The 23,195-nt window shown below is 69.1% G+C and carries 20 protein-coding genes, 2 tRNA genes and 1 pseudogene; 13 read left to right on the forward strand and 10 right to left on the reverse strand.

Features of this window, described 5'->3' with window-relative positions:
• Window positions 1–7 precede the first annotated feature (7 nt).
• Entirely contained in the window at window positions 8–994 is a 987-nt protein-coding gene (locus VB738_RS13285; protein WP_323306194.1) for a GTP-binding protein, read from the reverse strand.
• 112 nt (window positions 995–1,106) lie between these two features.
• Between VB738_RS13285 and VB738_RS13290 the strand changes: the two are divergent.
• Window positions 1,107–1,517, forward strand: a pseudogene (locus tag VB738_RS13290) (NAD(P)/FAD-dependent oxidoreductase); the annotation flags it as partial.
• Between the two features lie 302 nt (window positions 1,518–1,819).
• On the opposite strand, the gene VB738_RS13295 reads toward VB738_RS13290, so the two are convergent.
• Window positions 1,820–3,982 carry a hypothetical protein gene (locus tag VB738_RS13295; protein ID WP_323306195.1) on the reverse strand — a complete coding sequence of 721 codons (2,163 nt, stop codon included), beginning with the start codon at window positions 3,980–3,982 and terminating at the stop codon, window positions 1,820–1,822.
• A 543-nt stretch (window positions 3,983–4,525) separates the two neighbouring features.
• Here VB738_RS13295 and VB738_RS13300 point away from each other — a divergent pair.
• Window positions 4,526–6,010: an NAD(P)/FAD-dependent oxidoreductase gene (locus VB738_RS13300; RefSeq protein WP_323306196.1), complete on the forward strand. Its 1,485-nt coding sequence runs from the start codon at window positions 4,526–4,528 to the stop codon at window positions 6,008–6,010.
• Here VB738_RS13300 and VB738_RS13305 read toward each other — a convergent pair.
• Window positions 5,938–6,705, reverse strand: a complete 768-nt coding sequence (locus VB738_RS13305; RefSeq protein ID WP_323306197.1) for a potassium channel family protein — start codon at window positions 6,703–6,705, stop codon at window positions 5,938–5,940. The genes VB738_RS13300 and VB738_RS13305 overlap by 73 nt on opposite strands.
• 92 nt (window positions 6,706–6,797) lie before the next feature.
• Here VB738_RS13305 and VB738_RS13310 point away from each other — a divergent pair, with 92 nt between their 5' ends.
• Entirely contained in the window at window positions 6,798–7,184 is a 387-nt protein-coding gene (locus tag VB738_RS13310) for a hypothetical protein (protein ID WP_323306198.1), read from the forward strand.
• Between the two features lie 56 nt (window positions 7,185–7,240).
• Window positions 7,241–7,759 carry an HdeD family acid-resistance protein gene (locus VB738_RS13315; protein ID WP_323306199.1) on the forward strand — a complete coding sequence of 173 codons (519 nt, stop codon included), beginning with the start codon at window positions 7,241–7,243 and terminating at the stop codon, window positions 7,757–7,759.
• 3 nt (window positions 7,760–7,762) lie between these two features.
• On the opposite strand, the gene ggt is transcribed toward VB738_RS13315, so the two are convergent.
• From ggt to VB738_RS13330, 3 genes are all read right to left on the reverse strand, one after another.
• Window positions 7,763–9,586, reverse strand: a complete 1,824-nt coding sequence (gene ggt, locus VB738_RS13320; protein WP_323306200.1) for a gamma-glutamyltransferase — start codon at window positions 9,584–9,586, stop codon at window positions 7,763–7,765.
• Window positions 9,583–13,365 (reverse strand): hydantoinase B/oxoprolinase family protein, encoded by a 3,783-nt coding sequence (locus VB738_RS13325; RefSeq protein ID WP_323306201.1) that lies wholly within the window; start codon window positions 13,363–13,365, stop codon window positions 9,583–9,585. Before VB738_RS13325 ends, ggt begins: the two co-directional genes overlap by 4 nt.
• Before the next feature lie 785 nt (window positions 13,366–14,150).
• On the reverse strand, window positions 14,151–14,642 hold the full coding sequence (locus tag VB738_RS13330; protein ID WP_323306202.1) for a YajQ family cyclic di-GMP-binding protein: 492 nt from the start codon (window positions 14,640–14,642) through the stop codon (window positions 14,151–14,153).
• Window positions 14,643–14,702: 60 nt separating this feature from the next.
• Here VB738_RS13330 and VB738_RS13335 point away from each other — a divergent pair, with 60 nt between their 5' ends.
• Window positions 14,703–15,191: an MAPEG family protein gene (locus VB738_RS13335; RefSeq protein ID WP_323306203.1), complete on the forward strand. Its 489-nt coding sequence runs from the start codon at window positions 14,703–14,705 to the stop codon at window positions 15,189–15,191.
• Between the two features lie 22 nt (window positions 15,192–15,213).
• On the opposite strand, the gene VB738_RS13340 is transcribed toward VB738_RS13335, so the two are convergent.
• Window positions 15,214–16,128 carry a stomatin-like protein gene (locus VB738_RS13340; RefSeq protein ID WP_323306204.1) on the reverse strand — a complete coding sequence of 305 codons (915 nt, stop codon included), beginning with the start codon at window positions 16,126–16,128 and terminating at the stop codon, window positions 15,214–15,216.
• Between the two features lie 42 nt (window positions 16,129–16,170).
• Between VB738_RS13340 and VB738_RS13345 the strand changes: the two genes are divergently transcribed.
• A complete protein-coding gene (locus VB738_RS13345; RefSeq protein ID WP_323306205.1) occupies window positions 16,171–16,680 on the forward strand; it encodes an NfeD family protein in 510 nt (169 codons plus the stop codon).
• 11 nt (window positions 16,681–16,691) lie between these two features.
• On the opposite strand, the gene VB738_RS13350 is transcribed toward VB738_RS13345, so the two are convergent.
• Together VB738_RS13350 and VB738_RS13355 are read right to left on the reverse strand one after the other, a co-directional pair.
• Entirely contained in the window at window positions 16,692–17,204 is a 513-nt protein-coding gene (locus tag VB738_RS13350; protein WP_094583973.1) for a DNA recombination-mediator protein A, read from the reverse strand.
• Between the two features lie 39 nt (window positions 17,205–17,243).
• Window positions 17,244–18,350 (reverse strand): phosphotransacetylase family protein, encoded by a 1,107-nt coding sequence (locus VB738_RS13355; RefSeq protein ID WP_323306206.1) that lies wholly within the window; start codon window positions 18,348–18,350, stop codon window positions 17,244–17,246.
• A 62-nt stretch (window positions 18,351–18,412) separates the two neighbouring features.
• Between VB738_RS13355 and VB738_RS13360 the strand changes: the two genes are divergently transcribed.
• A complete protein-coding gene (locus tag VB738_RS13360; RefSeq protein ID WP_323306207.1) occupies window positions 18,413–19,141 on the forward strand; it encodes an NAD-dependent epimerase/dehydratase family protein in 729 nt (242 codons plus the stop codon).
• 27 nt (window positions 19,142–19,168) lie between these two features.
• Here the strand turns inward: VB738_RS13360 and map are convergent, their stop codons facing one another.
• Complete coding sequence (gene map / locus VB738_RS13365; protein WP_323306277.1) at window positions 19,169–20,029, reverse strand: type I methionyl aminopeptidase; 861 nt, start codon at window positions 20,027–20,029, stop codon at window positions 19,169–19,171.
• Window positions 20,030–20,173: 144 nt separating this feature from the next.
• On the opposite strand from map, the gene VB738_RS13370 reads away from it, so the two are divergent.
• The 6 genes from VB738_RS13370 to gltX all read left to right on the forward strand — a co-directional run bounded on the left by VB738_RS13370 (window position 20,174) and on the right by gltX (window position 23,163).
• Window positions 20,174–20,455, forward strand: coding sequence for a peptidase (locus VB738_RS13370; protein ID WP_323306278.1), 282 nt, complete (start codon window positions 20,174–20,176; stop codon window positions 20,453–20,455).
• A gap of 42 nt (window positions 20,456–20,497) precedes the next feature.
• The gene (gene rplS, locus VB738_RS13375) at window positions 20,498–20,998 is read left to right on the forward strand and encodes a 50S ribosomal protein L19 (protein WP_323306208.1); all 501 of its coding nucleotides are present in this window, start codon (window positions 20,498–20,500) and stop codon (window positions 20,996–20,998) included.
• 65 nt (window positions 20,999–21,063) lie between these two features.
• Window positions 21,064–21,136, forward strand: a tRNA-Trp gene (locus tag VB738_RS13380).
• 36 nt (window positions 21,137–21,172) lie between these two features.
• Window positions 21,173–21,361 (forward strand): hyperconserved protein Hcp, encoded by a 189-nt coding sequence (locus VB738_RS13385; protein ID WP_006043540.1) that lies wholly within the window; start codon window positions 21,173–21,175, stop codon window positions 21,359–21,361.
• Window positions 21,362–21,619: 258 nt separating this feature from the next.
• A tRNA-Asp gene (locus VB738_RS13390) sits at window positions 21,620–21,693 on the forward strand.
• Window positions 21,694–21,717: 24 nt separating this feature from the next.
• Window positions 21,718–23,163 (forward strand): glutamate--tRNA ligase, encoded by a 1,446-nt coding sequence (gene gltX / locus VB738_RS13395; RefSeq protein ID WP_323306209.1) that lies wholly within the window; start codon window positions 21,718–21,720, stop codon window positions 23,161–23,163.
• Window positions 23,164–23,195 lie beyond the last annotated feature (32 nt).

Here is a 23,195-nt window from a genome sequence, read left to right on the forward strand (position 1 = left end):
GGCCGGATCAGGCGACACAGGCCTCGAAACCGGCCCGCAGGGCGGATTCATCGAGATCGCGGCCGATGATCACGAAATCGGTGCGGGGGGTTTCCTCGGCCCGCCAGGGGCGATCCCTGGCGCTGTCGACCAGCATGTGCACCGACTGGAAGACGTAGCGGTGGCTCTCGCCATCGAACTGGATGATGCCCTTCATGCGGAACAGATCGGGACCCCGCTCGCTCACCAGCCGGTCGATCCATTCGCCCAGCTTCTTGTAACTCATTGGCCGCGCTTCGATGAAGGCCACCGAGCTGACGGCATCGTCGTGTTCGTGGTCATGGTCGGAGGCGAGGAACTCCGGATCGATCGCCAGGGCCCGATCAAGCTCGAAGGCCCCCACGCCCAGGATCTCGTCCATCGCCGCATCGGCCCGGCAGGTGGGGATCACCCGGGCGAGGGGATTGATGGCCCGGGTGCGCTGGCGGATGGCCTCGAGCGCGTCTTCCTCCACCAGATCGGTCTTGTTGAGCAGCAGCACATCGGCGAAGGCCAGCTGTTCCTGCACCTCTTCGCTCTCCCAGTGCTGCTCCACATGCCGGAGATCAACGAGGGTGACGACCGCGTCGAGCCGCAGCTGCTCCCGCAGATCCTCGTCGACGAAGAAGGTCTGGATCACGGGGGCCGGATCGGCCAGGCCAGTGGTCTCGATCACGAGGTGGTCGAAGCGGTCGCGGCGCTTCATCAGGTTGCCGATGATGCGGATGAGATCCCCGCGAACGGTGCAGCAGATGCAGCCATTGTTCATCTCGAAGATCTCCTCATCGGCATCGATCACCAGCTGGTTGTCGATGCCCACCTCACCGAATTCGTTGACGATCACCGCCACCTTGAGGCCATGCTCGTGGGTGAGGATGCGGTTGAGCAGCGTCGTCTTGCCGGAGCCGAGATACCCCGTGAGGACGGTGACGGGCAGGCGTTCCCGATCAGGGGCCAGAGAGGGGGCCGAGAGCATCGGAGCAGGCCACCAAGGGGCCGGTCATGGGAATCATTTTCAACCTAGCAGTTCCAGTCCCCCCTGGCCGCCGCGGTGGGCTGCCTACGGTTCGTTCCTGAGGATGAGCCCGATGGCGCCGGAACGCTTCTTCCTCAAGCTGGATCCGCCCCACGGCGCCATGGCCGGCAAGCCGGTGCGGGTGACCCCGATCGACAAGCGCAACTTCAACCTCTTCCAGCCGCTCCTCCACCAGGTGGCCTCCGGTCTGGTGCCGGAGGCGGATGTGGCGTCTCCCCTGCGGCAGATGGTGGGCCAGGGCCCCAGCACCCAGATCCTGCTGGGTGAAGTGGTCGACATCGGCACCGAGGCCAGGGAGGTGGTCTTCAACGACCACCGCTACGGCTACAACCACCGCTACGGCGACGACCAGCTGATCCTGGCCCGTGGAGCCGGCAGCACCTACTTCGGCCATGAGGAGTGGAGGCCCCTGGCGCCACCGATGAAGATCCTGGAGCACGCCGACGAGATTCGCCGCCGGCTGCCGAACCGCCGCGATGGGTGCCTCTCACTCGGCTCTCTGCGTCATCGTTGAATGAGGGAAGCTTCGCCTGCAGGTTCCTCACCGAGTAAGCACGTTCAAGCGCATCCCGGGGCCATCTGAGCAGACTGGTAATTTGGATCATCGTGCCGTTATTGAGCAGGCGACTGAGAAAGAGCACCCCCTTGGCAAGGCTCATCATCAACAGATGTATCCCAAGCAAGTCAGGCAGGAGTTCCTCTGGGTGTGACTGGGGACGCCCAGATGGCGTGATCAATCTACCGGGATGATGTGCGCCTGGTGATCTAGTTTTCTTTGGCTGCAGCCCTGGCAGGTGCCTGCTCACTTTCACGCGCAATTCTTCTGGCTCGAGCGGTAGCAAGATCCATGCCAAGAAGAGCCATCGCGCTGGCTGCCAGGCCGACACCAAGAATCCAATTCAGTGCACTCTCAACACGGATCACATGGCCGCCGACGAGGGCAGGGGCAAACCAGATCGCCATAAAGACTGGAGTCACAGCCATCGCGAAGAATAGCCACATGTCATTCAGAATCTTTGTGTCAGCTGATGTCGGATTGAAACGCTGAACCCACGACCTGACCGGTGCGCCAGGCTCAGCACCTGGACGAACGCCGAAAAAGTTACTCAGCTCGTGAGAGCCCCATCGCTCCCATAGCCACCGCAACACACGGGTTGATGCGTAGATCGTGATTAGGGAACCACAGGTTGCCAACCAGACTTCTCTGCCAGGCGGCACAGGCGTCGCATGTCGAATCAAGCCCGGAAACAGGGCATTGACTCCGCTGATCATCTGCGCAAAAGCCCACATGCACACTGTTCTCCAGGACCCTGCATGGGACCAAACCACGGCCAGAGCAGAACCTGTCGCAAGCAAGTGCGCCGCGGACAAGGACCTCACACGCCATCTCCGCCGAACCTTCCCCGTAACAAAGGAACCGGCAGGCAGTGCACTCAGTGACTTCCACGGCTCACCCACAACATGCAAAAGAGCCCAAGATACGCGGGAGACAAATTCTTCGGTATTTTGCCAGTAGGTCGTGTGATCTCTTGCCAGAGAGCGTTCATTAACGATTTCAATTGACTCTGGCCCAATCACGTCAGACTCATGATCCATGAGCGAACCATTGGAAACCGGGTCATCGGTGGCATAGAGATCCACCCACCATAGGCCCTGGTCCCTGAATTGAGACGCGTACCAATTGATCGCGTGAGCCGGGTACTCGAAGAGATACATGAACACCAAAAAAACGAATATGCTGATGCCGATCACTCCAGTCAACATGACTCCAAACGCCCCAAGAATCTTCGCTCCAGTCAGTGAGAATCCAATCAGCAAGACAGCCGCGAAAGTAAGATAAATACGTCCGAAGAAGCCATCATTCTCTTTGGACATCTGCTCCAATTCCTCAAGCTTTCGCAATCCCGATCCGAACGTCAAGAGCAAAGCGACTTCGGGCGGACGCGCCTGGCGCAGCGCTCGGTGGGCCACCGCGCCTCCCTGGGAGTGCGCAACCACAGCCACACGCTTGCAACGGTCAGAAAGCCAAACCAGATCGCGATGCACCTGAGCGATCATGGCCGCCTGCTGCAGCGGACTCGCCACCAACACCAGGCTATCACCGAGAAAATTTGCCAGTAGACCTTCCATCGCGAGCAAGACTCGGCCAAGCCCAGGAATAGGCAGCAAGCCAAGCATCACAACGGCAGCTATGCATAGTTCAAGCAATACAGCTAATGGCAAGGAAAACAACAGCAACAACAAATTCTTCAGCAGCGACAGCACTGCAGGAAATCGTGCAAGGCCAGATTGAGCTTTGAACGTCCTGACCGACCGCCTGACACGAACACCGAAGTGCGATCCCATCGTCCAAGGCACGATGGCGATGAGCCAGGTGGCCAGCGTACGAAACCGAGGTGCGGCAAACGACTCAGCCCACCACGACTCGGCCATCAACCATCGCGACGCGTGCAGGGTGCCCTCCCTGTCCAACGCATGCAGCTCAAGAACGGCATGGGACGGCGCATCGTTAAAGGTGGTTGTGACCTGGGCGTCACGCAGGGAGGCACGTGCACACACAAAGTTACCGGCGGCATCATTCACCACCTCCTCCAACGGCATCAGCGGACCCTCTGGCGTCTCCATCGACAGGCCACTGATGAGGCAATTGAGCGTCTCAAAGTGTTTGGTGGGATCAAGAGAGAGCCCTGGGTCGCTCCAACTCGGCGCCTTACGGGATAGCCAGTCACTCTGCTGGGAAAAAGTCAGACCAGTAAACAACCAACTGCGAGCAATGCCATCAAAGCGCTCCTGGAACCAGCGATAAAGTGGCTCTCCAAAACTGACGAGCGTTGATCCTCGTTTCTGCTGTCCAATACCATGAACAAAAAGCACGCCAAGATCTTGCTTTGCGTCCGAGCTTCCCTTCGTTGGAGGGGCAATGTCCACAGCAGGTCAGTGCAACGAAAGTGCACGGTTTGAGGAGAAGAGTCCCATCCTAAGCCCGTGGTGACGTGCTGCCGAGTAGCCGCTTCTGGCGTTGGCTGAACTGGAGCGGCGCCCTAGGGTCAGTTCGTGATGATTCAACGGGCGTCCATGGCCTTTTCGATCGAGTTGCCTCCAGAGATGACCTCCCCTTCTTGCATTCCTGCATCATGGTGCTGAGCCAGCAGGAGAGATCAGCCGAGCAGCAGAGGTCAGTCGATCGTTTCCACTCTCGAGATATCAACAGAAGGGTCACGGCCATATCCACAACCCAACTTGCATGATCCGACGGCTGGCGCACCCTGGCCTGAGCAAAGAAGGGCGCGCCGCGGCCACGGACCCATGGCTACGGGATAAGCAGAGCCATGACGAGGCGGAGGACGTGATTGTTCACGATCGGGAGCAGCTTGCTGCAAACCTCGCCTTCCCTGCTCAGTCAAACCGCTGCCCTTACTACCACCCGTACCCCGGTGAGCTGGATACGTTGAGAGACCCTGGAGGCGTGCGATGGCCCCGGAACGCTTCTTCCTCGAACTGGATCCGCCCCACGGCGCCATGGCCGACTGGCCCCATGTGGTGATCGTCGGCGGTGGCTTCGCCGGGCTCAAGGCCTGTCACGCCCTGGCCGGCAGGCCGGTGCGGGTGACCCTGATCGACAAGCGCAACTTCAACCTCTTCCAGCCGCTCCTGTACCAGGTGGCCTCCGGTCTGGTGTCGGAGGCGGATGTGGCGTCTCCCCTGCGGCAGATGGTGGGCCAGGCCCCCAACATCCAGATCCTGCTGGGCGAAGTGGTCGACATCGACACCGAGGCCAGGGAGGTGGTCTTCAACGACCACCGCTACGGCTACGACCACCTGATCCTGGCCAGTGGATCGGGCAGCACCTACTTCGGCCATGAGGAGTGGCGGCCCCTGGCGCCACCGATGAAGATCCTCGAGCACGCCGACGAGATTCGCCGCCGGCTGCTGATGGCCCTCGAAGAGGCCGAGCAGACGAGGGATCCCGGGCGGCGCCGCTTCCTGCAGTCGGTGGTGGTGGTGGGGGCCGGCCCGGCGGGCTGCGAACTGGCCGGTTCCCTGATCGAGCTGATGCACCGCGCCGTGGAGCGGGACTTCAAGCAGCTCGACAGGGCCCAGTGCCGTGTGATCCTGCTGGATGCGGTGGATCGGGTGCTGCCGACGATGGCGGCTGCTCTCTCCGCCGACGCCGCGGCCTACCTGGAGCGGGCCGGCGTCGAGCTGCGCCTGAACACGATGGTGGCCGCCATCGAACCCGGCCGGGTGCTCCTGCGGCGCCCCCCGGACACCGCCGCTGACGAGGCGGACGCCTGCGGCGGTGGCCTCGGCGACCTGGAGGCCGCCACGATCTGCTGGACCGCCGGGGTGCGCGCCTCGCGCCTGGGCCGGCTGCTGGCGGAGCGCACCGGCGCCCCGGTCGACAGGGGGGGACGCCTGCAGGTGGAGGCCGACTTCTCGCTGCCGGGGCACCCGGAGATCCGGGCGGTGGGCGATCTCTGCCACTACGCCCACACCGCCGACGGCCGGGTGCTGCCAGGCATGGCGGGGCCGGCGGTGCAGATGGGCGGCTGGGTGGCGCGCGACATCCTGGCGGGGCTCGAGGGCCGCCAAAGCGCGCCGTTCCGCTGGTTTGATCTGGGCAGCATGGCCGTGATCGGTCCCTGGTACGCGGTGGCGGATCTGCGCGGGCTGCACGTGAGCGGGCTGGCCGGCTGGATCCTGTGGGCCCTGGCCCATCTCGCCTTCATTCCCGACACCGAGAACCGCATCGCCCTGTTCAGCAAATGGATGTGGCAGATCGCCACCCGCCAGCGCACGGCCCTGCTGATCATCGGCCGGCCCGACCAGCACCTCGGGGTGGATGTGGGCCTGGAGCGGGCCGTGCCGCCGGATGGCGCGACTCAGTCGCCGGAAGCGCCCCCCTCCGGCCCCTTGAACCGGTTGATCAGCACCCCCAGGATCACGGCGATGTAGAGCGGCCCGGTGATGCCCAGCACCACGCTGGCCATGCGCGCCGGGGGCCGGGCTGGGGTGATGTCGCCATACCCGGTGGTGGTCAGGCTCACGAAAGCGAAGTAATTGATGCGGGCGAAGTCCAGCTCCCAGTGGTTGCTGGTGGGAACCCCTGCGTGGGAGCGGACGATGGCGGCCTGGCCATCGGCGGTGTTGGCCAGGAAGCTGCCGGGCTGGATGGTTTCCAGCACGCTCAGCACCAGGCCGCCACTGAGGCCGAGCAGGAGATAGCCGGCCACCGCCCCCACCACCACCGACCGGGTAACCCGGGGCTCCCGGCCCAGGGTCCGCAGCAGCCGCACCAGGCTCCAGCCGATGAACAGGGTGGTGATCAGCAGCAGGGGCACCCCGGACAGGCGCCGCGACTCGGGGGTCAGCAGCCAGTACAGCTGGGCGACGAGGTTGGCGCCTCCCAGCGCCAGGTACAGACGGTCCCCCCAGTCACGGGCCACCGAGCCGGCGAGGAAGCCACCCAGCTCGACGGTGGTGAACAGCGTGATCAGGAAGTAGCCCGCCGATCCGGCCAGGCGCAACGTCTGGGGAAACGCCAGGCTCAGCATCACCAGCAGACACAGAAACAGCAGCCGGCGGTAGAAGCGGTGCCGCCGGCGCCGCAGACCGTCGGGCGTGGCCGGCGCCGCCAGAGGTCGGATCACGGGGAGGATGGGTCGGGATCGACAAGGTAGGCCGGGGTTCCTCGGCGTCCTTCCGGGCGCCCTCGATAATGGGGACCTCCGCAAGGAATCCCATGGCCTTCCGTTTCCGGCCCGCCGCCCGCCTGCTGCCCGCCGCCGCGGGTCTCCTGCTGGCGGTGGCCCCCATGGCCCCGGCCCTGGCCCAGGGGATCCCCTTCAACGAGATCCGGGCCCTCAACCTGGCCCGCAACGCAGCGGTGCTCAGCAACGGCGGGCTGACGGTGTACACCCCGGCCAACTGCATGTTCAGCACCTCGGCGGCCAGCAATCCCTGCCTGGTGCGCAGCGACGCCGACGGCTTCGTCTACCGCTTCCTCGGAGGCCCCCCCGGCTGGGAGGCCAAGGGCCTGCCGGCCACCACGGAAACGGAGATCCAGATCGCCCCGGACGGCCGCCGGGTGGTGGCGATCCTCTACAACGGCCCGCCGCGCTCCCGCTGAGCCCGGCGGTCGGCCTGGGGAAAGCGGCCTAACCTCCCACCAGCCTCCCCAAGCCCTTGTCCGTCCCCGCTTCCCCCACCCTGCGCTGGGTCACCGCCGGCCTGCTGCTGGTGGCCGCCGTGCTCAGCCTGGCGCTTCCCTTCGTCTCGGCCACCCTGCTGACCATCGCCCTCGGCGGCGTGGCGGTGGCGGCGGGGATCTCCCAGCTGCTGCGGCTCACCTCGGCCGATGACACCCGCAGCAAGGTGTTCCGCGCCATCTCCGGGGTGCTCTACGTGGTGGGCGGCATCGGTCTGGTGGTCTTCCCGGTGGCCAGCACCGTCAGCCTGACCCTGTTCATCGGCGTCCTGCTCGCCGTCGAGGGGGTGATGGAGCTGGCGGGCGCCGCCGCCGGCGCCGGGCCGGCCCGGGGCCTGGTGCTGCTCGATGGCATCGTCACCGTCGTGCTGGGGGGGATGCTGATCGCCGAGTGGCCCTCCGACAGCATCTGGGCCATCGGCACCCTGCTGGGCTTCGGCCTGGCCTTCTCCGCCTTCAACCTGATCACCGCCGCACCGCCGGCTGCGGAGGGCTGAGGCTCATTCGGCCGCAGCCGGGCCCTCAGCCCGGCGCGGATCCACCGTCCCCAGGCTGCCGCCCTCCACCAGCACCTCGACGCTGTTGGCCGCCCCCATGGCCGGGGCCCGCCGGACGCTGTGACCCATCGCCTCCAGCAGGCGGCGGCTGTCGGGGCTGAGGCCCTCTTCCGCATCGATCCGATCCGGCCAGAGCTGGCTGTGGATGCGGGGGGCGGCCACGGCGCCGGCCAGGTTGAGGCCGTGCACGATCCGGTTGAGCAGCACCTGCAGGATGGTGGTGATGATGCGGCTGCCGCCGGGGCTGCCGGTGGCGATCCAGGGGCGGCCATCGGGGCGGAACACCAGGGTGGGGGCCATCGAGCTGAGCGGCCGCCGGCCGGGCGCAATGGCGTTGGCCGACCCCTGGCGCAGGCCGAAGGCGTTGGCGCTGCCGGGGAGGGAGGAGAAGTCGTCCATTTCGTTGTTGAGCAGGAAGCCCATCCCGGGCACGCTGATGCCGTTGCCGTAGGGGAAGTTGAGGGTGGTGGTGAGGGCCGCCAGGCCGCCCTGGCGGTCGGCCACCGAGAGATGGGTGGTGTTGGTGCCTTCTGTGGCAGCGGCCGCCTCCAGCGCCGGGGCCGGGGTGTGGCGCTGCGGATCGATGCGGCGGCGCAGGCCGTCGAGGTGGGCCGGCGACAGCAGCCGTTCCACCGGCACCGGCACCTGGTCGGGGTCGCCCAGCAGGGCATTGCGGTCGCGGTAGGCCAGGTTCATGGCCTCGGCCATGACATGGAGGCTGGCGGCACTGTTGAGACCGGTGGCCGCCAGGTCGAAGGGTTCGAGGATTCCCAGCAGCTGCAGCAGGGTGAGCCCGCCCCCGGGGGGCGGCATGGAGAGCACCGGATGGCCGCGGAACTCGCCCCGCAGGGGCCGCACCAGCCGGGCGCGGTAGGCGCGAAGGTCGGCATGGGTGATCAGGCCACCGCCCCGCTCCATGGCGCCGACCAGGGCGTCGGCCGCCGGCCCTGCGTAGAAACCCCGCTCCCCCTCGGCGGCGATGCGCCGCAGGCTGGCGGCCAGCTCGCCCTGGCGCAGCACGGTTCCCGGCACCGGCGGCGGCAGGAACAGGCGGCGGGAGACCGGATCGGCCTGCAGCCGCGGGGCGGCGGCGGCCAGGGAATCGCTCAGCTCGCGGCTCACCGGGAAGCCCTGGGCCGCCAGCCGGATCGCCGGCGCCATCACCACCTGCAACGGCAGGCGGCCGTAGCAGCGCTGGGCCAGGGCAAGCCCGGCGACACTGCCCGGCACGGCGGTGCTGAGCAGGCTGCGGGTGGCGCGGGCCCGGTCCACCTGGCCGTCGGGGCCCAGGAACATGGTGGCCGTCGCCGCCGCCGGGGCCGTCTCGCGGAAATTCACCGCCACCGCCGTACCGCCGCCGATGGCCAGCTCGGGCCCGGCCGCCTGGGTGCCAGCGGGAGCCTCGGCCAGGCAGCCCCGCTGGCGGGCCGGCGAGGGGCCGGGCAGCCAGAGCAGCAGGAAGCCGCCGCCGCCCAGGTTGCCCGCCTGGGGCAGGGTGACCGCCAGGGCGAAGGCGGTGGCCACCGCCCCATCCACCGCATTGCCCCCCTGGCGCAGGATCGCCGCCCCCGCCGCCGAGGCCAGCGGCTCCTGGGCCGCCACCAGCCCCCGGGCCGACCACTGGGGCCGAGAGCGCTGCTCCCCTTCCAGCAGCACGTTGCTCTCCGAAGCGGCGGGCGCCACGGCCTGGGCCCGCGCCAGCGGCACGGCGCCCCATCCCACCAGCAGCAGCACCGCCCCGGCGGCTCCCCGGCGAACCGCGCTCACAGCCACTCTCCCGCCCCACCGGCATCAGGGGCGCCGTAGCCGCCACCCCCGGGGGTGGCGATCTCCAGCAGGTCGCCCGGCTGCACGGCCACCTGGTCGCAGCCGGCCAGCTCCTGGAGGCGGCCATCGGCCCGCTCCAGCCGGTTGCGCCCCACCGCCCCATCGCCACCACCGGCCAGGCCGAAGGGGAGCACCCGGCGGGAACCCGAGAGGATGGCGACGGTCATCGGCGCCAGGAAGCGCAGCCGCCGCACCACCCCGTCACCGCCGCCCCAGCGGCCGGTGCCGCCACTGCCGCGACGGATCGCGAAGCGCTCCAGCCGCACCGGGAAGCGGTCCTCGAGGATCTCAGGGTCGGTGAGGCGCGAGTTGGTCATGTGGCTCTGCACCGCGCTGGCTCCCGCGAAGCCACGGCCATCCGCCAGCACCCCGGCGCCGGTGCCGCCGCAGATCGTCTCGTAGTACTGATGGTCGGCGTCGCCGAAGCTGAGGTTGTTCATCGTGCCCTGGGCCGCCGCCATCACCCCCAGCGCCCCGAACAGGGCGTTGGTGACCGCCTGGGAGGTTTCCACATTGCCGGCCACCACCGCCGCCGGCGGCCGCGGGTGCAGCAGGCAGCCCTCGGGCACCACCAGCTCGATCGGTTCGAAGCAACCGGCGTTGAGCGGAATCGCTCGGCCCACCAGGCAGCGGAACACGTAGAGCACCGCCGCCTTGGTGATCGCCAGCGGGGCGTTGAAATTGCCCTCCAGCTGGGGGGAGGTGCCGCTGAAGTCGATGCGGGCCCGGCGGGCAGTGCGGTCGATGCGCACGGCCACGGCGATGCGGCTGCCGTTGTCGAGCTCGACGCTGTGCTCGCCGCCTGTGAGGCGAGCAATCGCGTCACGCACGGCCTCGGCCGCATTGGCCAGCACGTGGCCCAGGTAGGCGCTGACCTCCCCGGTGCCATCGCGGGTCAGCAGCCGCTGCAGTTCGCTCTCCCCCAGCCGGTTGGCGGCCACCTGGGCCTGGAGATCGGCCAGCAGCTGGTCAGGATTGCGCACCGGGTGGGGGCCGGCGGCCAGGCGCTGCCGCCAGCCGTCCGCATCGAACCGGCCCTGGCGCAGCAGCGGCACATGGCGCAGCAGCAGCCCCTCCTCCTCGATGCGGCGGCTGAAGGGGGGCATCGATCCCGGAGTGAGGCCGCCGACATCGGCGTGGTGGCCGCGGCAGGCCACGAACATCAGCGGCTTCGGCGGTGTTTCGCAGGAAGCGGCAGGGTCTGCGGCGTCAGGGGCGAACACCGGCGTGATCAAGGTGATGTCGGGCAGGTGGGTGCCGCCGTCGAAGGGGTCGTTGGCGGCGTAGGCATCGCCCGGCGCCAGGGGCGGCAGGGTGCCGGCGGCCACGGCGGCCAGCAGGCTGGCGACGCTGTCGCCCATCGAGCCGAGGTGCACGGGGATGTGGGGGGCGTTGGCCACCAGCCGCCCGGCGCCATCGAACAGGGCGCAGGAGAAATCGAGCCGCTCACGGATGTTCACCGAGCGGCTGCACTGGCGCAGCCGCTCGCCCATCTGCTCGGCGATGGCGGCAAAACGATGGTTGTAGAGCTCCAGCCGCACCGGATCCACCACCCCGACGCTGCCGGTGGCCAGGGCCGCCCCGGCTGACGGCGCCTGCCGCTCCAGCAGCAGCTCGCCCCCCGCCAGCACCCGGCCGCCCCAGCCGGGCTCCAGCACCGTGGTGCCCGTTGGTTCCACCACCAGGGCCGGGCCGGCAATGCGCTGGCCCGCCGCCAGCTGCTCCCGACGCCAGAGGGGCACCTGGCGCCAGACCATCGCGGCGCCACTGCCCCCGCCGTGCTCTTCCGCCAGGCAAAGGGGCACCCATTCGGAAGGCTCGGGCGGATCCGCCGCCTCAGGAAGTTCAGCGGCCCGGACGAACCCCGCCGGGGTCTCGGGGGCCGGGGCACCCACCTCCACCTGCAGCCGCTCCGCCACCAGCGGCTCGTCCGGCACCACGAAACCGAAGCGCTGCCGGTGGCGGGCCTCGAAACCCTTACGCAGCGCCAGCACCCCTTCGGGCGAACCCGCGGGCCAGGGCAGTTCCAGCCCCTGGTCACTGCCGCGGTAGCGCAGCTCCAGGCGGGCCTGCCAGCACGGCGCCTCGCCGGGGGCCAGATCACCGCTGGTGCCCAGTTCAGCGCTGGCTTCAGCCAAGAGCGACGCGATCTCCCGCTCCAGCCGGGGCAGCAGGGCGGGTTCGAGGGGCTGCCGCAGGGTGCGCTCCCGCAACAGGGAGGGGCGGGCCAGGCCGATGCCGTAGGCCGAGAGCACCCCAGCCAGGGGATGGAGCAGGATCCGGGTGAGGCCGAGGGCATCGGCCAGGGGGCAGGTGAGCTGGCCGCCGGCGCTGCCGAAGCTGACGAGCACGGCGCCGCGCAGGTCATGGCCCCGCTGGATCGAAATGCGCCGGATCGCCTCGGCCATGCGCTCGATGGCGATCGTCAGCGCCCCCTGGGCCGCCGCCTCCGGCCCGGCCACCCCCAGCTGGCGGGCCAGGGCCTCGAAGCGCTCGACCACCACCCCCCGATCGGCCGGCTGGTCGCCGCCTGGGCCGAACAGGCGCGGCAGGGCGTTCACAGGGAGCCGGCCCAGCAAAAGGTTGGCGTCGGTGATCGCCAGGGGACCCCCGCGGCCGTAGCAGGCGGGGCCGGGGTTGGCGCCGGCCGAGCGGGGGCCCACCTGCAGGCGCCCGTCCCGCACCTGCAGCACCGAGCCGCCGCCCGCCGCCACCGTGTGGATCGGCAGCATCGGTGCCAGCAGCCGCAGGCCGTCGATCTCGGTGTCGTTGCTGCGCTCCCAGGCCGCCTCGCCGCGGCTGCCATCGAAGTGGAAGACGTCACTGGAGGTGCCGCCCATGTCGAAGCCGAGGATCGGGCCATCACCGAACCCGGCGGCCGCCGCCACCGCGACGGCCGCCACCATGCCGCCGGCGGGGCCGGAGAGGATCGTGTCCTTGGCCTGGAGCAGGGCGGGGGCCCGGAGGGCCCCGGCGGAGGTCATCACCCGCAGCGGAATGGCCGCCCCGATGGCGGCGCGCACCTGATCGAGATAGGCGCCTAGCACGGGGCCCAGGGAGGCCTCCAGCACGCTGGTGTCGAGGCGGGGCACCAGCCGGGGCTGGCGGCTGAGCTGGTGGGAGAGCACCACCGGGCCGAAACCCTTCGTGGCCAGCCAGGTCCCCAGGGCCTGCTCATGGAGCGGGTGGCGACCGGCATGGAGCAGGGCCACGGCCACGCTGCCGAAGCCATCGGAGCGGGCCCGGGCCAGGGAGTGCTCCAGCACTGCATCCAGCTGCAGGGGCTCCAGTTCCACCCCATCCGCCGCCAGCCGGCCGCCTACTTCAATGACCCGCAGGGGCGGGGGCTCGGCCCGCCGGATCTCCAGGGCAAAGAGGTCGGGGCGGTGCTGGTCGCCGATGCGCTGCAGGTCGGCGAAGCCACGGTTGACCAGCAGCAGCACCGGTGCCCCCTGCCACTCCAGCAGGGCATTGGTGGCCACGGTGGTGCCCAGCCGCAGCTCCGCAACGAGGCCGGGGGGGATGGGTTGGTCCTGCGCCAGCTCGAGCAGCTCGCGCAGGGCGGCCACGGCGGGATCCTGCGGGGTTGAGCCATCGGCCGGGCGCGGCGGATCGGAGAGGCGCTTGCGCACCAGCAGCTCACCGGTGGGCGTGCAGGCGACCACATCGGTGAAGGTGCCGCCGCGGTCGATCCAGAAGCGCCAGCCCGTAAGCGTCACGGCTGGGGGTCAAGGCAGTGGCAGAGGGGGCGCACCGGAATCTGCGCAAAGGGGCCCTCCCAGAATGAAGCGCTGCTGCTCGAACACCCCTGCAGCACATCTGCATCAATCATGAAGATGCATCCGATTGGACGGCACAGAGAAACCCAAAAACAAACAATGATAGTGAAGTAGGAGCAAGTCGCAATGAAGCCGGCAAGCCTTCGCGGATCTTCAGCGGTCTTCATTGGAGTCCTCGCATCAGCACTGCTGGTACAACCGCCAGCCGCTTTCGCTCTGGACTTGATCTTCGTCTTTGACGGGACGATCGGCACCTTTCGCAATCTTGAAGCTGGAACCGCCACGGCTGTCCCTCCCGCCGAAGTCGAAATGAATTTCGCCTCGTCATCAGGATCGCCCAAGGGGCGCTACACCAAGGCTCCGCGATGCATCCTTCCAGACTGCGGCTACGTCTCGGTGACGGCCGACGGATCCATTTTCACACCTCCAGCTCACTTCCATGGCCATAAGGATGGTTGGCAACTTCTGATCACGTCCCCTTCCCCGTCACCATCTCCATGGCCCCTGTTTGGAACCCTGATGTATTGCCCAGGTTATGAAGTGGACGGCGATCCTGAGAGGTGTCCGGCTCCGGGCCCGGGCAGCGAGCCCCGGTCCGGATGGCTCACACCACCCCCCCATGGCGACCCCGGAGACGACGGCGTCCCAGGTCCACTCCCCTTCCTGGGCGTCGCCACCGCCTTCGGATTCAGTCGTCAGCTGAGACGCAGGATCCGAAACAGCCCTCAGCGGTAGTTCTCGAACTGCAGCGGCACCTCCAGATCCTCGGCCCGCAGCAGGGTGATCACCTGCTGGAGGTCGTCCTTGTTCTTGCCGGTCACCCGCAGGCTCTCGCCCTGGATCGCCACGGTCACCTTCTTCACCTCATCGCGCACCTTCTTGCTGAGCTTCTTGGCCAGCTCCTGGCTGAGGCCCTTGCGCAGCTTCACCACCTGCTTCACCCGGTTGCCGCCCACCGGCTCGGGGGTCTGCAGATCGAAGATCTTCAGCGACAGATTGCGCTTGGTGGCCTTCTGGCGCAGCACGTCCACCACCGCGTCGAGGGTCATGTCGCTGGCGGTGGTGATCGTGAGGGTGGCTTCCTCCACGTCGATCTCGGTGTTGGAGTCCTTGAGGTCGTAGCGCTGGCCCACCTCGCGGCGCACCTGGTCGACGGCGTTCACCAGCTCCTGGCGGTCGAAGTCGGAGACGACGTCGAAGGAATAGCTGTCGGCCATGGCGCGGGCGAAGGCAAGGCAGCGCCAGCCTAGAAAAGAGACCCCAGCCGCCCTGTCCCGATGGCCACCTCCCTGCTCCCCCCCCTCCTGGCGGCCAGCATCGCCCTGCCGGTGCTGCCCGCCGCCGCCGGCGGGCCCTTCGCCTGGTCGCTGGTGCTCTCGGGCGCCGTGGTGGTGCTCAGCCTGATCCCTTTGGGGGCCGCCCGCTCCCAGGCCGATTTCCAACCCTCCGACCTGGCCGCGCCACGGGCGATGTTCGAGCGGCTGCCGGCCTGGGGCAAGCGGGCCAACTGGGCCCACCAGAACAGCTTCGAGGCCTTCACCCTGCACGCGCCGGCCTGCCTGCTGTGCCTGGTGGTGGCCGCCGGCGCCCTGGCGGCCTCCCCCTGGCTGGCGCTGGTGGCCTGGCTGCACCCCCTGCTGCGGGTGGGCTACCTGGCGGCCTATGTGGCCAACATCCCCCAGGTGCGCAGCCTCTGCTGGGCCGGCGGCATCCTCTGCACCGCCCTGCTGTATTCGGAAGGGCTGCGGGCCGTGCTGCGCAGCTGAGGGCCAGGGAGGCGGACGGGCCTCAGCTGCCGCCCTTCTCCTGCAGCCCCTTGAGGGCCGCCAGCAGCGAGGCCGGGCTCTGGGGATCCACCATCAGCACCGACCCCCCCTGGGAGCGGGCCATCTCCTGACCCATGGCCATCCAGTCCTTGGCCAGCAGCAGCCGCAGGCCCTCGGCCGCCGCCGGATGGGCCTCGATCACGGCCGCCAGTTCGGTGGCGGCCTGGGCCCGGGCCTTGGCCAGCAGCAGCTGCTGCTTGGCCTGGGCATCGGCATCGAGCAGCACCGCCTCCTGCTTGGCCTTGGCATCCAGCACCAGGGCCTCGGCCCGGCCCCGGGCGGCGTTCACCTGGGATTCCCGCTCCCCCTCGGAGCGCAGGATCGCCGCCCGCTTCTCCCGCTCGGCGGTCATCTGCTGCTCCATCGCCTGCTGCACCCCCTGGGAGGGCTGGATGTCGCGCAGCTCCACCCGGGTCACCTTGACGCCCCAGGGGTCGGTGGCCTGATCGAGTTCCTTGAGCAGGGTCTCGTTGACCTCGCTGCGGGTGGTGAAGGTCTGGTCGAGGTCGAGCTTGCCCATCTCGGCCCGGATCTGGGTGAGCACCAGGTTGACCATGGCGGCCTGGAGGTTGTCGACGCCGTAGTAGGCGCGGGCATGCTCCAGCAGCTGCCAGTACACCACCGCATCCACCTCGATCGAGACGTTGTCGCGGGTGATGCACTGCTGGGGGGGGATGTCGAGCACCCGCTCCTTGAGCGATTCGTGGCTCACCACCCGCTCCAGGCCGGGAATCACCAGCGAGAGGCCGGGGCGCAGCTGGCGGTCGTACTTGCCGAGGCGCTCCACCAGCATCGAGCGGCTGCTGCTGGTGACCTTGACGCCGCTGATGCCCAGTCCGGCGAGCACCACGAGCACCGGGATGATGAGCGCTTCCATGCGGACGTCTTCACTGGCGCAACGCTAGGCAGGATGGGGGCGATGGCCAACGGTCCCGTTGGTTTCGTTGTTCCACCGCCCCCGCCCCGTCGCTCCCCGCCGATGCCCGCACCCCCGATCCTCTGGCTGGCCCTGGCGGGGGTGCTGCTGCTGCTGGAGCTGGTGGGTGCCGACGGGGACGGCCTGCTGCTGATCGGGGGCGTGGCGGCCCTGCTGCTCACGCTGGTCGCCATCCTGGCGCCGGTGGTGCCGCCCCTGGCCCAGCTGCTCCTCTACGCCGTGCTGGTGGGCACGGGCTACGGCTGGATGCGGCGCTGGTCGGCCCGCCGCCAGGCCCGGGCCATCCCCCCCGGCGCCCGCGCCGAACTGGCGGAGGTGACCACGGCCTTTGATGCCAACGGCGAGGGCCGGGTGCGCTGGCAGGGCCAGAGCTGGGCCGCCTTGAACCTGGCCCCCGGCCAGGCCCTGCCCCCGGGAACCCAGGTGACCGTGATGGGCCGGGAGGGAACGCGGCTGCAGGTGCTGCCCCGGCAGGAGACCCTGCTGGACTGAAAGCCGCGGGATCAGTCGAAGAACATCAGGCTGACCACCTTGCCCATGTCCTCGGCGGTGCGGCAGCTGGAGAGCAGCGTCTCGCTGTCGTGGAAGGCGTAGCAGATCAGCTGGTCGCAGCGGTTGATGATCTCCTGGTTGCAGAGGCTGCTGGCCATCGGCAGGGGCAGCTCATCATTTTCCGGCTTCTCCACCAGGTGCAGCACCCGCTCCAGCTGGCTGCGGGATTCGCCCGGCTGGCGCTCCAGGCTCTGGGGCAGCAGCACGGTGAGCCGGGCCGGATCCACCTCCAGCACGCTGCGGATCACCGCCGCATTGACCCCCTGGGCGCCGGAAGTGATCAGGTTGTGGCCCTCCTGGGCCAGGGAGCGGGCCACCAGCTCCACCAGATGGATCGACACCACCGGCACATGGCGGCTGCCGAGGAAGGCGATTCTGCGTTTGCCCCGGTCCTGGAGCATGGCCAGCTCCTGGGCGAGCGTATCGATCCGGTCCAGGGCCGGAAGATCTAGGGACCGGGTCACCCGTTATCGACAACCAACGAACTGAAACTAGCAGCGCCCTCAGGCATGGACCGCCAGACGCAGCCGGCGGAACAGCCGTTCGAAGTGGCAGTTCTCTTCCACCAGCCGGATCGCATAGGTGGCCTTCACCGCTTCGTGCAGCCGCACATGGCCGATCGCCGCGTCGATCACCTCCACGGTGGAGAGGGTGTCGTGGTCGACCTTGAGCACCGGCACCTCCAGCTCCTCGGCCCGGCTGATCAACTGGGGCAGGGGCTCACCGGCCCCGGTGAGGATCAGGCACTGGGTGGAGGCCTCCAGGGCCGCCAGCTGGATGTCGGTGCGGTCGGCGCCGGTGACCACGGCCATGTTGCGGCGGCGGCGGAAGAACTCCATCGCCGAATTGACGTTCATGGCGCCGATCGACAGGGTCTCCACCAGCAGGTCGAGGCCGTCGTGGCAGCAGAGCACGGTGGCCGCGAGCCGGCGGGCCAGTTCCTCCACCGTGACACTGCGCAGCAGGGGGCTGCGGGGCATCACCCCCAGCACCGGGATGCCGAGCCGCTCCAGGGCCGGCAGCACCGCCTCCCGCACCTCCGGCACCACCTCGGGCAGCACGGCGTTGAGCACCACACCCGCCAGCAGATCGCCCAGCTGGTGCCGGGCCTCCAGCAGGGAATCGACGCTGCGGCTGTCGCTCCAGGGGTGCACCAGCAGCACCGGGGCCTGCAGGGCCTGGGCCAGCTGCACCAGGCCCAGGCCGTAGAGCTGCCCTTCGCTGAGGCTGCCGGCCGCCTCCAGCAGAACCAACCGATCGCCGTCGTCCTGGATGCGTCGCTGCAGGAGCGTCAGCCCCTCACCCGGGGCCAGGTCCCCGGCCAGCAGGCGGGCCCGGGCGGCGGCCGGCTCCAGCACGTGCAGCGAAGGAATCAGCTGCTCCGGCTCCAGTCCGAGCGTGGCGCCGATGAAACGCACATCGGGATCCAGCAGCGGGTTGCCCGGTACCCCGTCGGGGGGGGCGTCGTGCGGGTCGTCCAGGCAGGTGGCCAGCGGCTTGCCGAAGGCGAGCGGCACGCCCTGGCGGGCGAGCTGGCGGCCGAGCCCGAGCACCACCGCCGACTTGCCGCTGAAGGGTTCGCAGGAGCCGATCAGCAGGGGGATGGACATGGTGCGACCTCGCCGGTCCCGCAGGTGCCGGGCAATCTAGGCAGCACGACCACCGCAGGCCCATGCCGGACCCCTCGAACGAAGCGCTCACCGTTGCCGTCACCGGTGCCAGCGGCGCCCTCGGCCAGGCCCTGCTGCGCCGCTGGCACCGCCGCGGCGCCCGGCTGATCGCCCTCTGCCACAGCCACACACCGCTGCAGCTGGCCGGCCCGGACGGGCAGCCGATCCCCCTGCGCCAGGTGCACTGGCAGGTGGGCCAGGAGGCGGCCCTCGAATCCCTGCTCGAGGAGGTGGACGTGCTGGTGATCAACCACGGCATCAATGTCCATGGCGACGGCAGCGCCGAAGCGACCGGTTGTTCCCTGGAGGTCAATGCCCTGAGCGCCTGGCGGCTGCTGGAGCTGTTCGCCGTGGTGGCGGCACGGCGCCAGGGGGATCGTGAGGGGCGCTGGCGGCCCCAGGTGTGGGTGAACACCTCGGAAGCGGAGATCCAGCCGGCCCTGAGCCCCCTCTACGAGATCAGCAAACGGCTGCTGGGCCAGCTGCTCAGCCTGCGGGCCCCGGAGCTGGCACAGGCGTTGCGGCTGCGGCGGCTGGTGCTGGGGCCGTTCCGCTCGGCCCTCAATCCGATCGGTGTGATGGGCGCCGACTGGGTGGCCGGCGAGATCATGCGACAGGCCGACTGGAACTGCGGTCTGATCATCGTGACGCCCAACCCGCTCACCTACGTGCTGATGCCCCTGGCGACCTTGGGCCGCTGGGCCTACTACGGCGTGCTGCGGCGGCGCTGAACGCCGAAGCGGGAGTGTCGGCCGGGCCTAGAAGTCGCGGTCGGTGAGGATGTCGCAGCCGTCGGAGGTGACCACGATGGTGTGCTCCCACTGGGCGGAGAGGCTGCCGTCGACGGTCACCACGGTCCAGCGGTCCTTGAGGGTGCGGCAGGCCTTGCTGCCGGCGTTGAGGATCGGCTCCACCGCCAGGGTCATGCCGGCACGCAGCTGCATGTTGGGCAGATCCCTGGTGCGGTAGTTGAACACCGAGGGTTCCTCGTGCAGGTTGCGGCCCACGCCGTGACCCGTGTAGTCCTCGACGACGGCGTAGCCGTGGGCCTCGACGTGGTCCTGGACGGCGCCGGCCAGTTCCAGCAGGGTGCTGCCGGCCTTCACGGTGGCCAGGCCCTTCATCAGGGATTCCTGGGCCACCCGGCTGAGGCGGCGGGCCTCCTCGGGCACCCCTTCGCCGACGCAGAGGGTGACGCAGCTGTCGCCGTGGAAGCCCTCGAAGTAGGCGCCGGTGTCGATCTTGACCAGATCACCGGCGTTGATCACCCGTTTGGCGCTGGGGATCCCGTGGACCACCTCGTTGTTGATGCTGGCGCAGATGCTGGCCGGGAAGCCGTGGTAGCCCTTGAAGCTGGGGGTGGCCCCCATGGAGCGGATGCGGGCCTCGGCGTGGCGGTCGAGGTCGCCGGTGGTCATGCCGGGGGCGGCCATGTCGATGATCTCCCGCAGCACCGTGGCCACGATGCGGCTGGCCTGGCGCATGATCGCGATCTCCCGCGCCGACTTCACCTCCACCCCGCGGCGACCCTTCTGGATGCGGGGGCCGGCCTGGGTGAGAGGGGTGCCACCGCCCTTGACGCCGTTGGTGCTGGCCAGCAGATCGGCGAACAGGTTCATGCGATGGGAGTCGGGGCCGGACATTCAAGTTATCAATGGCGTCCCTCCCGCCGTCGGTTCCCCGTGTCCAGCCCCACCCCCAGCGCACCCCCACGGCCCGCCTCACCGTCCTGGGGCGCCCGCCTGCGGCAGGCCCATGCCTGGATGGCGCCGCTGGTGCTGGCGCCCCTGCTGGTCTCGGCCGTCACGGGTGTGGGTTACCGCCTGCTGCGCGACTGGGGAGGGCTGGGCCGGGACCAGGTCCATCCGCTGATGGTCCTGCACGAGGGCGAATGGCTCCAGCGCTGGCTGGGCCCGGTGGGAGAGACGCTCTACGTGCTGCTCAACGGGCTGGGGGTGCTGTGGATGCTGGTGACCGGCGGCGCCATGGCCTGGGAGCGGCTGCAGCGTCAGTGGCGACGGCGCGGGGGGAGGGGGGTCACCTGAGGCGGTAAGGTGTTGGTTTGGCCAGGCGCTCCGAGAAAAGGGATGGCAACCGAGACCGATCCGACCACCAGCGATCAGTCCACCGACGTGGACCCGCAGACCGTGGACCAGGCGACCCCTGATGTGGTGGCTGAAGCGGCGGAAGCCGTGGCGGCCCCTGCCACCGTGACCGTCACCACCGGCAAGCTCAGTGCCCGTGCCCTGATCGAGGAGTTCGAGGCGGCCCAGCTGAAGAGCGACCTGCCCGAGATCTATGTGGGCGACACCGTCAAGGTGGGCGTGCGCATCCGGGAGGGCAACAAGGAGCGGGTGCAGCCCTACGAGGGCGTGGTGATCGCCAAGCGCCATGGTGGCCTCAACCAGACCATCACCGTGCGCCGTATTTTCCAGGGCATCGGCGTGGAGCGGGTCTTCATGCTGCACAGCCCCCAGGTCGCTTCCGTGAAGGTGGAGCGGCGCGGTAAGGTGCGTCGGGCGAAGCTCTTCTATCTGCGTGACCGGGTGGGTAAAGCCACTCGCGTCAAACAGCGCTTCGATCGCTGAAGCCTGGTTTCTCGGGTGACCATTGCCCGCGAATCCCTCTCACGCTTTCCAGGGGCCATCGCCTTGCGCCGTTAGTTCAGTTGGTAGAACGCAGGTCTCCAAAACCTGATGTCGGGGGTTCAAGTCCTCCACGGCGCGTTCGATGGTCCCATTTGCAGTCTCGTGGTTCCGAACATGGAGTTGGATCTACAACCCGGTGATGTGGTCAAGGTGCTGGAATCAGCTGCCCTTGGTTGGGTCCGGGCCCGGGTCATCCGGGTCAAGTCCGGAGGTCGGGTCGTGGTCCAGAGCGACCAGGGGCGGGAATTCACCGCCCGGGGTAATCAGGTGCGTCTGATCGAACCCGCCGGCTTCCGTCCCTGAGCCCACCGCTTCGGCGTCCCTTTGCTCAGCGCCTGCCCCGTGCCCCGCACGGGGCTTTTTGTGTGGTTCCAACCTCGCTGCCCCAATCCGGCGTAGCCGGGCACCAGGGCCGCGCGGGTTTTGCGGGTGGCGTTGGGGCGCCGTTGACGGAGGGACCGGTGACGATGGATACTTCCTTGGTCGGCGTCCGCGCCGTCGCGATCGCCCATCGGTGCCGCCTCCACCCTCCGGGGCGGATCAAGGCTCGAATGTCGGTCTGGGACTGTAGTTCAATCGGTTAGAGCACCGCCCTGTCACGGCGGAAGTTGCGGGTTCGAGCCCCGTCAGTCCCGTTCTCACCATCTGGAGCCGATTCCGTGGCCGCAGCGGTTCCCGTACGCGTTCGGCTGGCCCCCAGCCCCACCGGCACCCTCCACATCGGCACCGCCCGCACGGCGGTGTTCAACTGGCTGTTCGCCCGCCACCTGGGGGGTGCCTTCCTGCTCCGCATCGAGGACACCGACCGGGAGCGGTCCAAGGCTGAGTACACGGAGAACATCCTCGATGGCCTGCGCTGGCTGGGCCTGACCTGGGACGAGGAGCCGGTGGTGCAGAGCCAGCGCATCGCGGCCCACCGGACCGCGATCGAGCAGCTGCTCGCCAGCGGCCACGCCTACCGCTGCTTCGCCAGCGACGCCGAGCTGGCGGCGATGCGGGAGCGGCAGCAGGCCGAGGGCCGGGCGCCCCGCTACGACAACCTGCACCGCGATCTCACCGCCGAGCAGCAGCAGGCCTACATCGACGAGGGCCGCGAGGCGGTGATCCGCTTCCGCATCGACGACGGCGCCACGATCACCTGGAACGACCTGGTGCGCGGCGAGATGCGCTGGGCCGGCAGCGACCTGGGCGGCGACATGGTGATCGCCCGCCGGGCGCCCGCCGATGCCATCGGCGACCCCCTCTACAACCTGGTGGTGGTGGTGGACGACGCCGCCATGGCCATCAGCCACGTGATCCGGGGCGAGGACCACATCGCCAACACCGGCAAGCAGCTGCTGCTCTACGCCGCCCTCGGGCTGACCCCGCCCCACTTCGCCCACACCCCCCTGATCCTCAACCAGGAGGGCCGCAAGCTCTCCAAGCGCGACGGCGTCACCTCCGTGGGCGATTTCCGCGCCATGGGGTACACCGCCGAGGCCCTGGTCAACTACATGACCCTGCTGGGCTGGTCGCCACCGGAGGGCATCGGCGAGCGGTTCAGCCTCGACCAGGCGGCGGCGGTGTTCTCCTTCGAGCGGGTGAACCGGGCCGGGGCCCGCTTCGACTGGGACAAGCTCAACTGGCTCAATGCCCAGGTGCTGCACGGGCTGGCGGCCGGCGAACTGCGCCAGCGGCTGCTGCCCCTCTGGCAGGCCCGGGGCTGGGCCGATGACGGCCCCGCCGCCGACGCCGGCTGGCAGGAGGATCTCTGCACCCTGCTGGGGCCCTCCCTCAGCCTGCTGGCGGACGGGGTCGACCAGGCGGCCCCCTTCTTCGCAACGCCGGAGCCGGACGAGGCCGCCCTGGCCCTGCGGGCCGACGCCGCCACGCGCGCCGCCCTGACGGCCCTGCTGGAGCAGCTGCCGGAGGGGCCGCTCGATGCCGACACCGCCCAGGCGCTGCTGGGGGCCGCCGCCACGGCCGCGGGTGTCAAGAAAGGGGTGCTGATGAAGGGCCTGCGGGCCGCCCTGCTGGGCAGCCTCAAGGGGCCCGACCTGCTCACCACCTGGCTGCTGCTGCACCGGCTCGGCAGCGACCGGGGGCGGATCGCCACGGCCCTCTGACCCTCAGCCCTCTGACGCCGGCCCCCCGGGCC

The organism is Cyanobium gracile UHCC 0139 (assembly GCF_034931325.1).
Classification (GTDB): domain Bacteria; phylum Cyanobacteriota; class Cyanobacteriia; order PCC-6307; family Cyanobiaceae; genus Cyanobium; species Cyanobium gracile_B.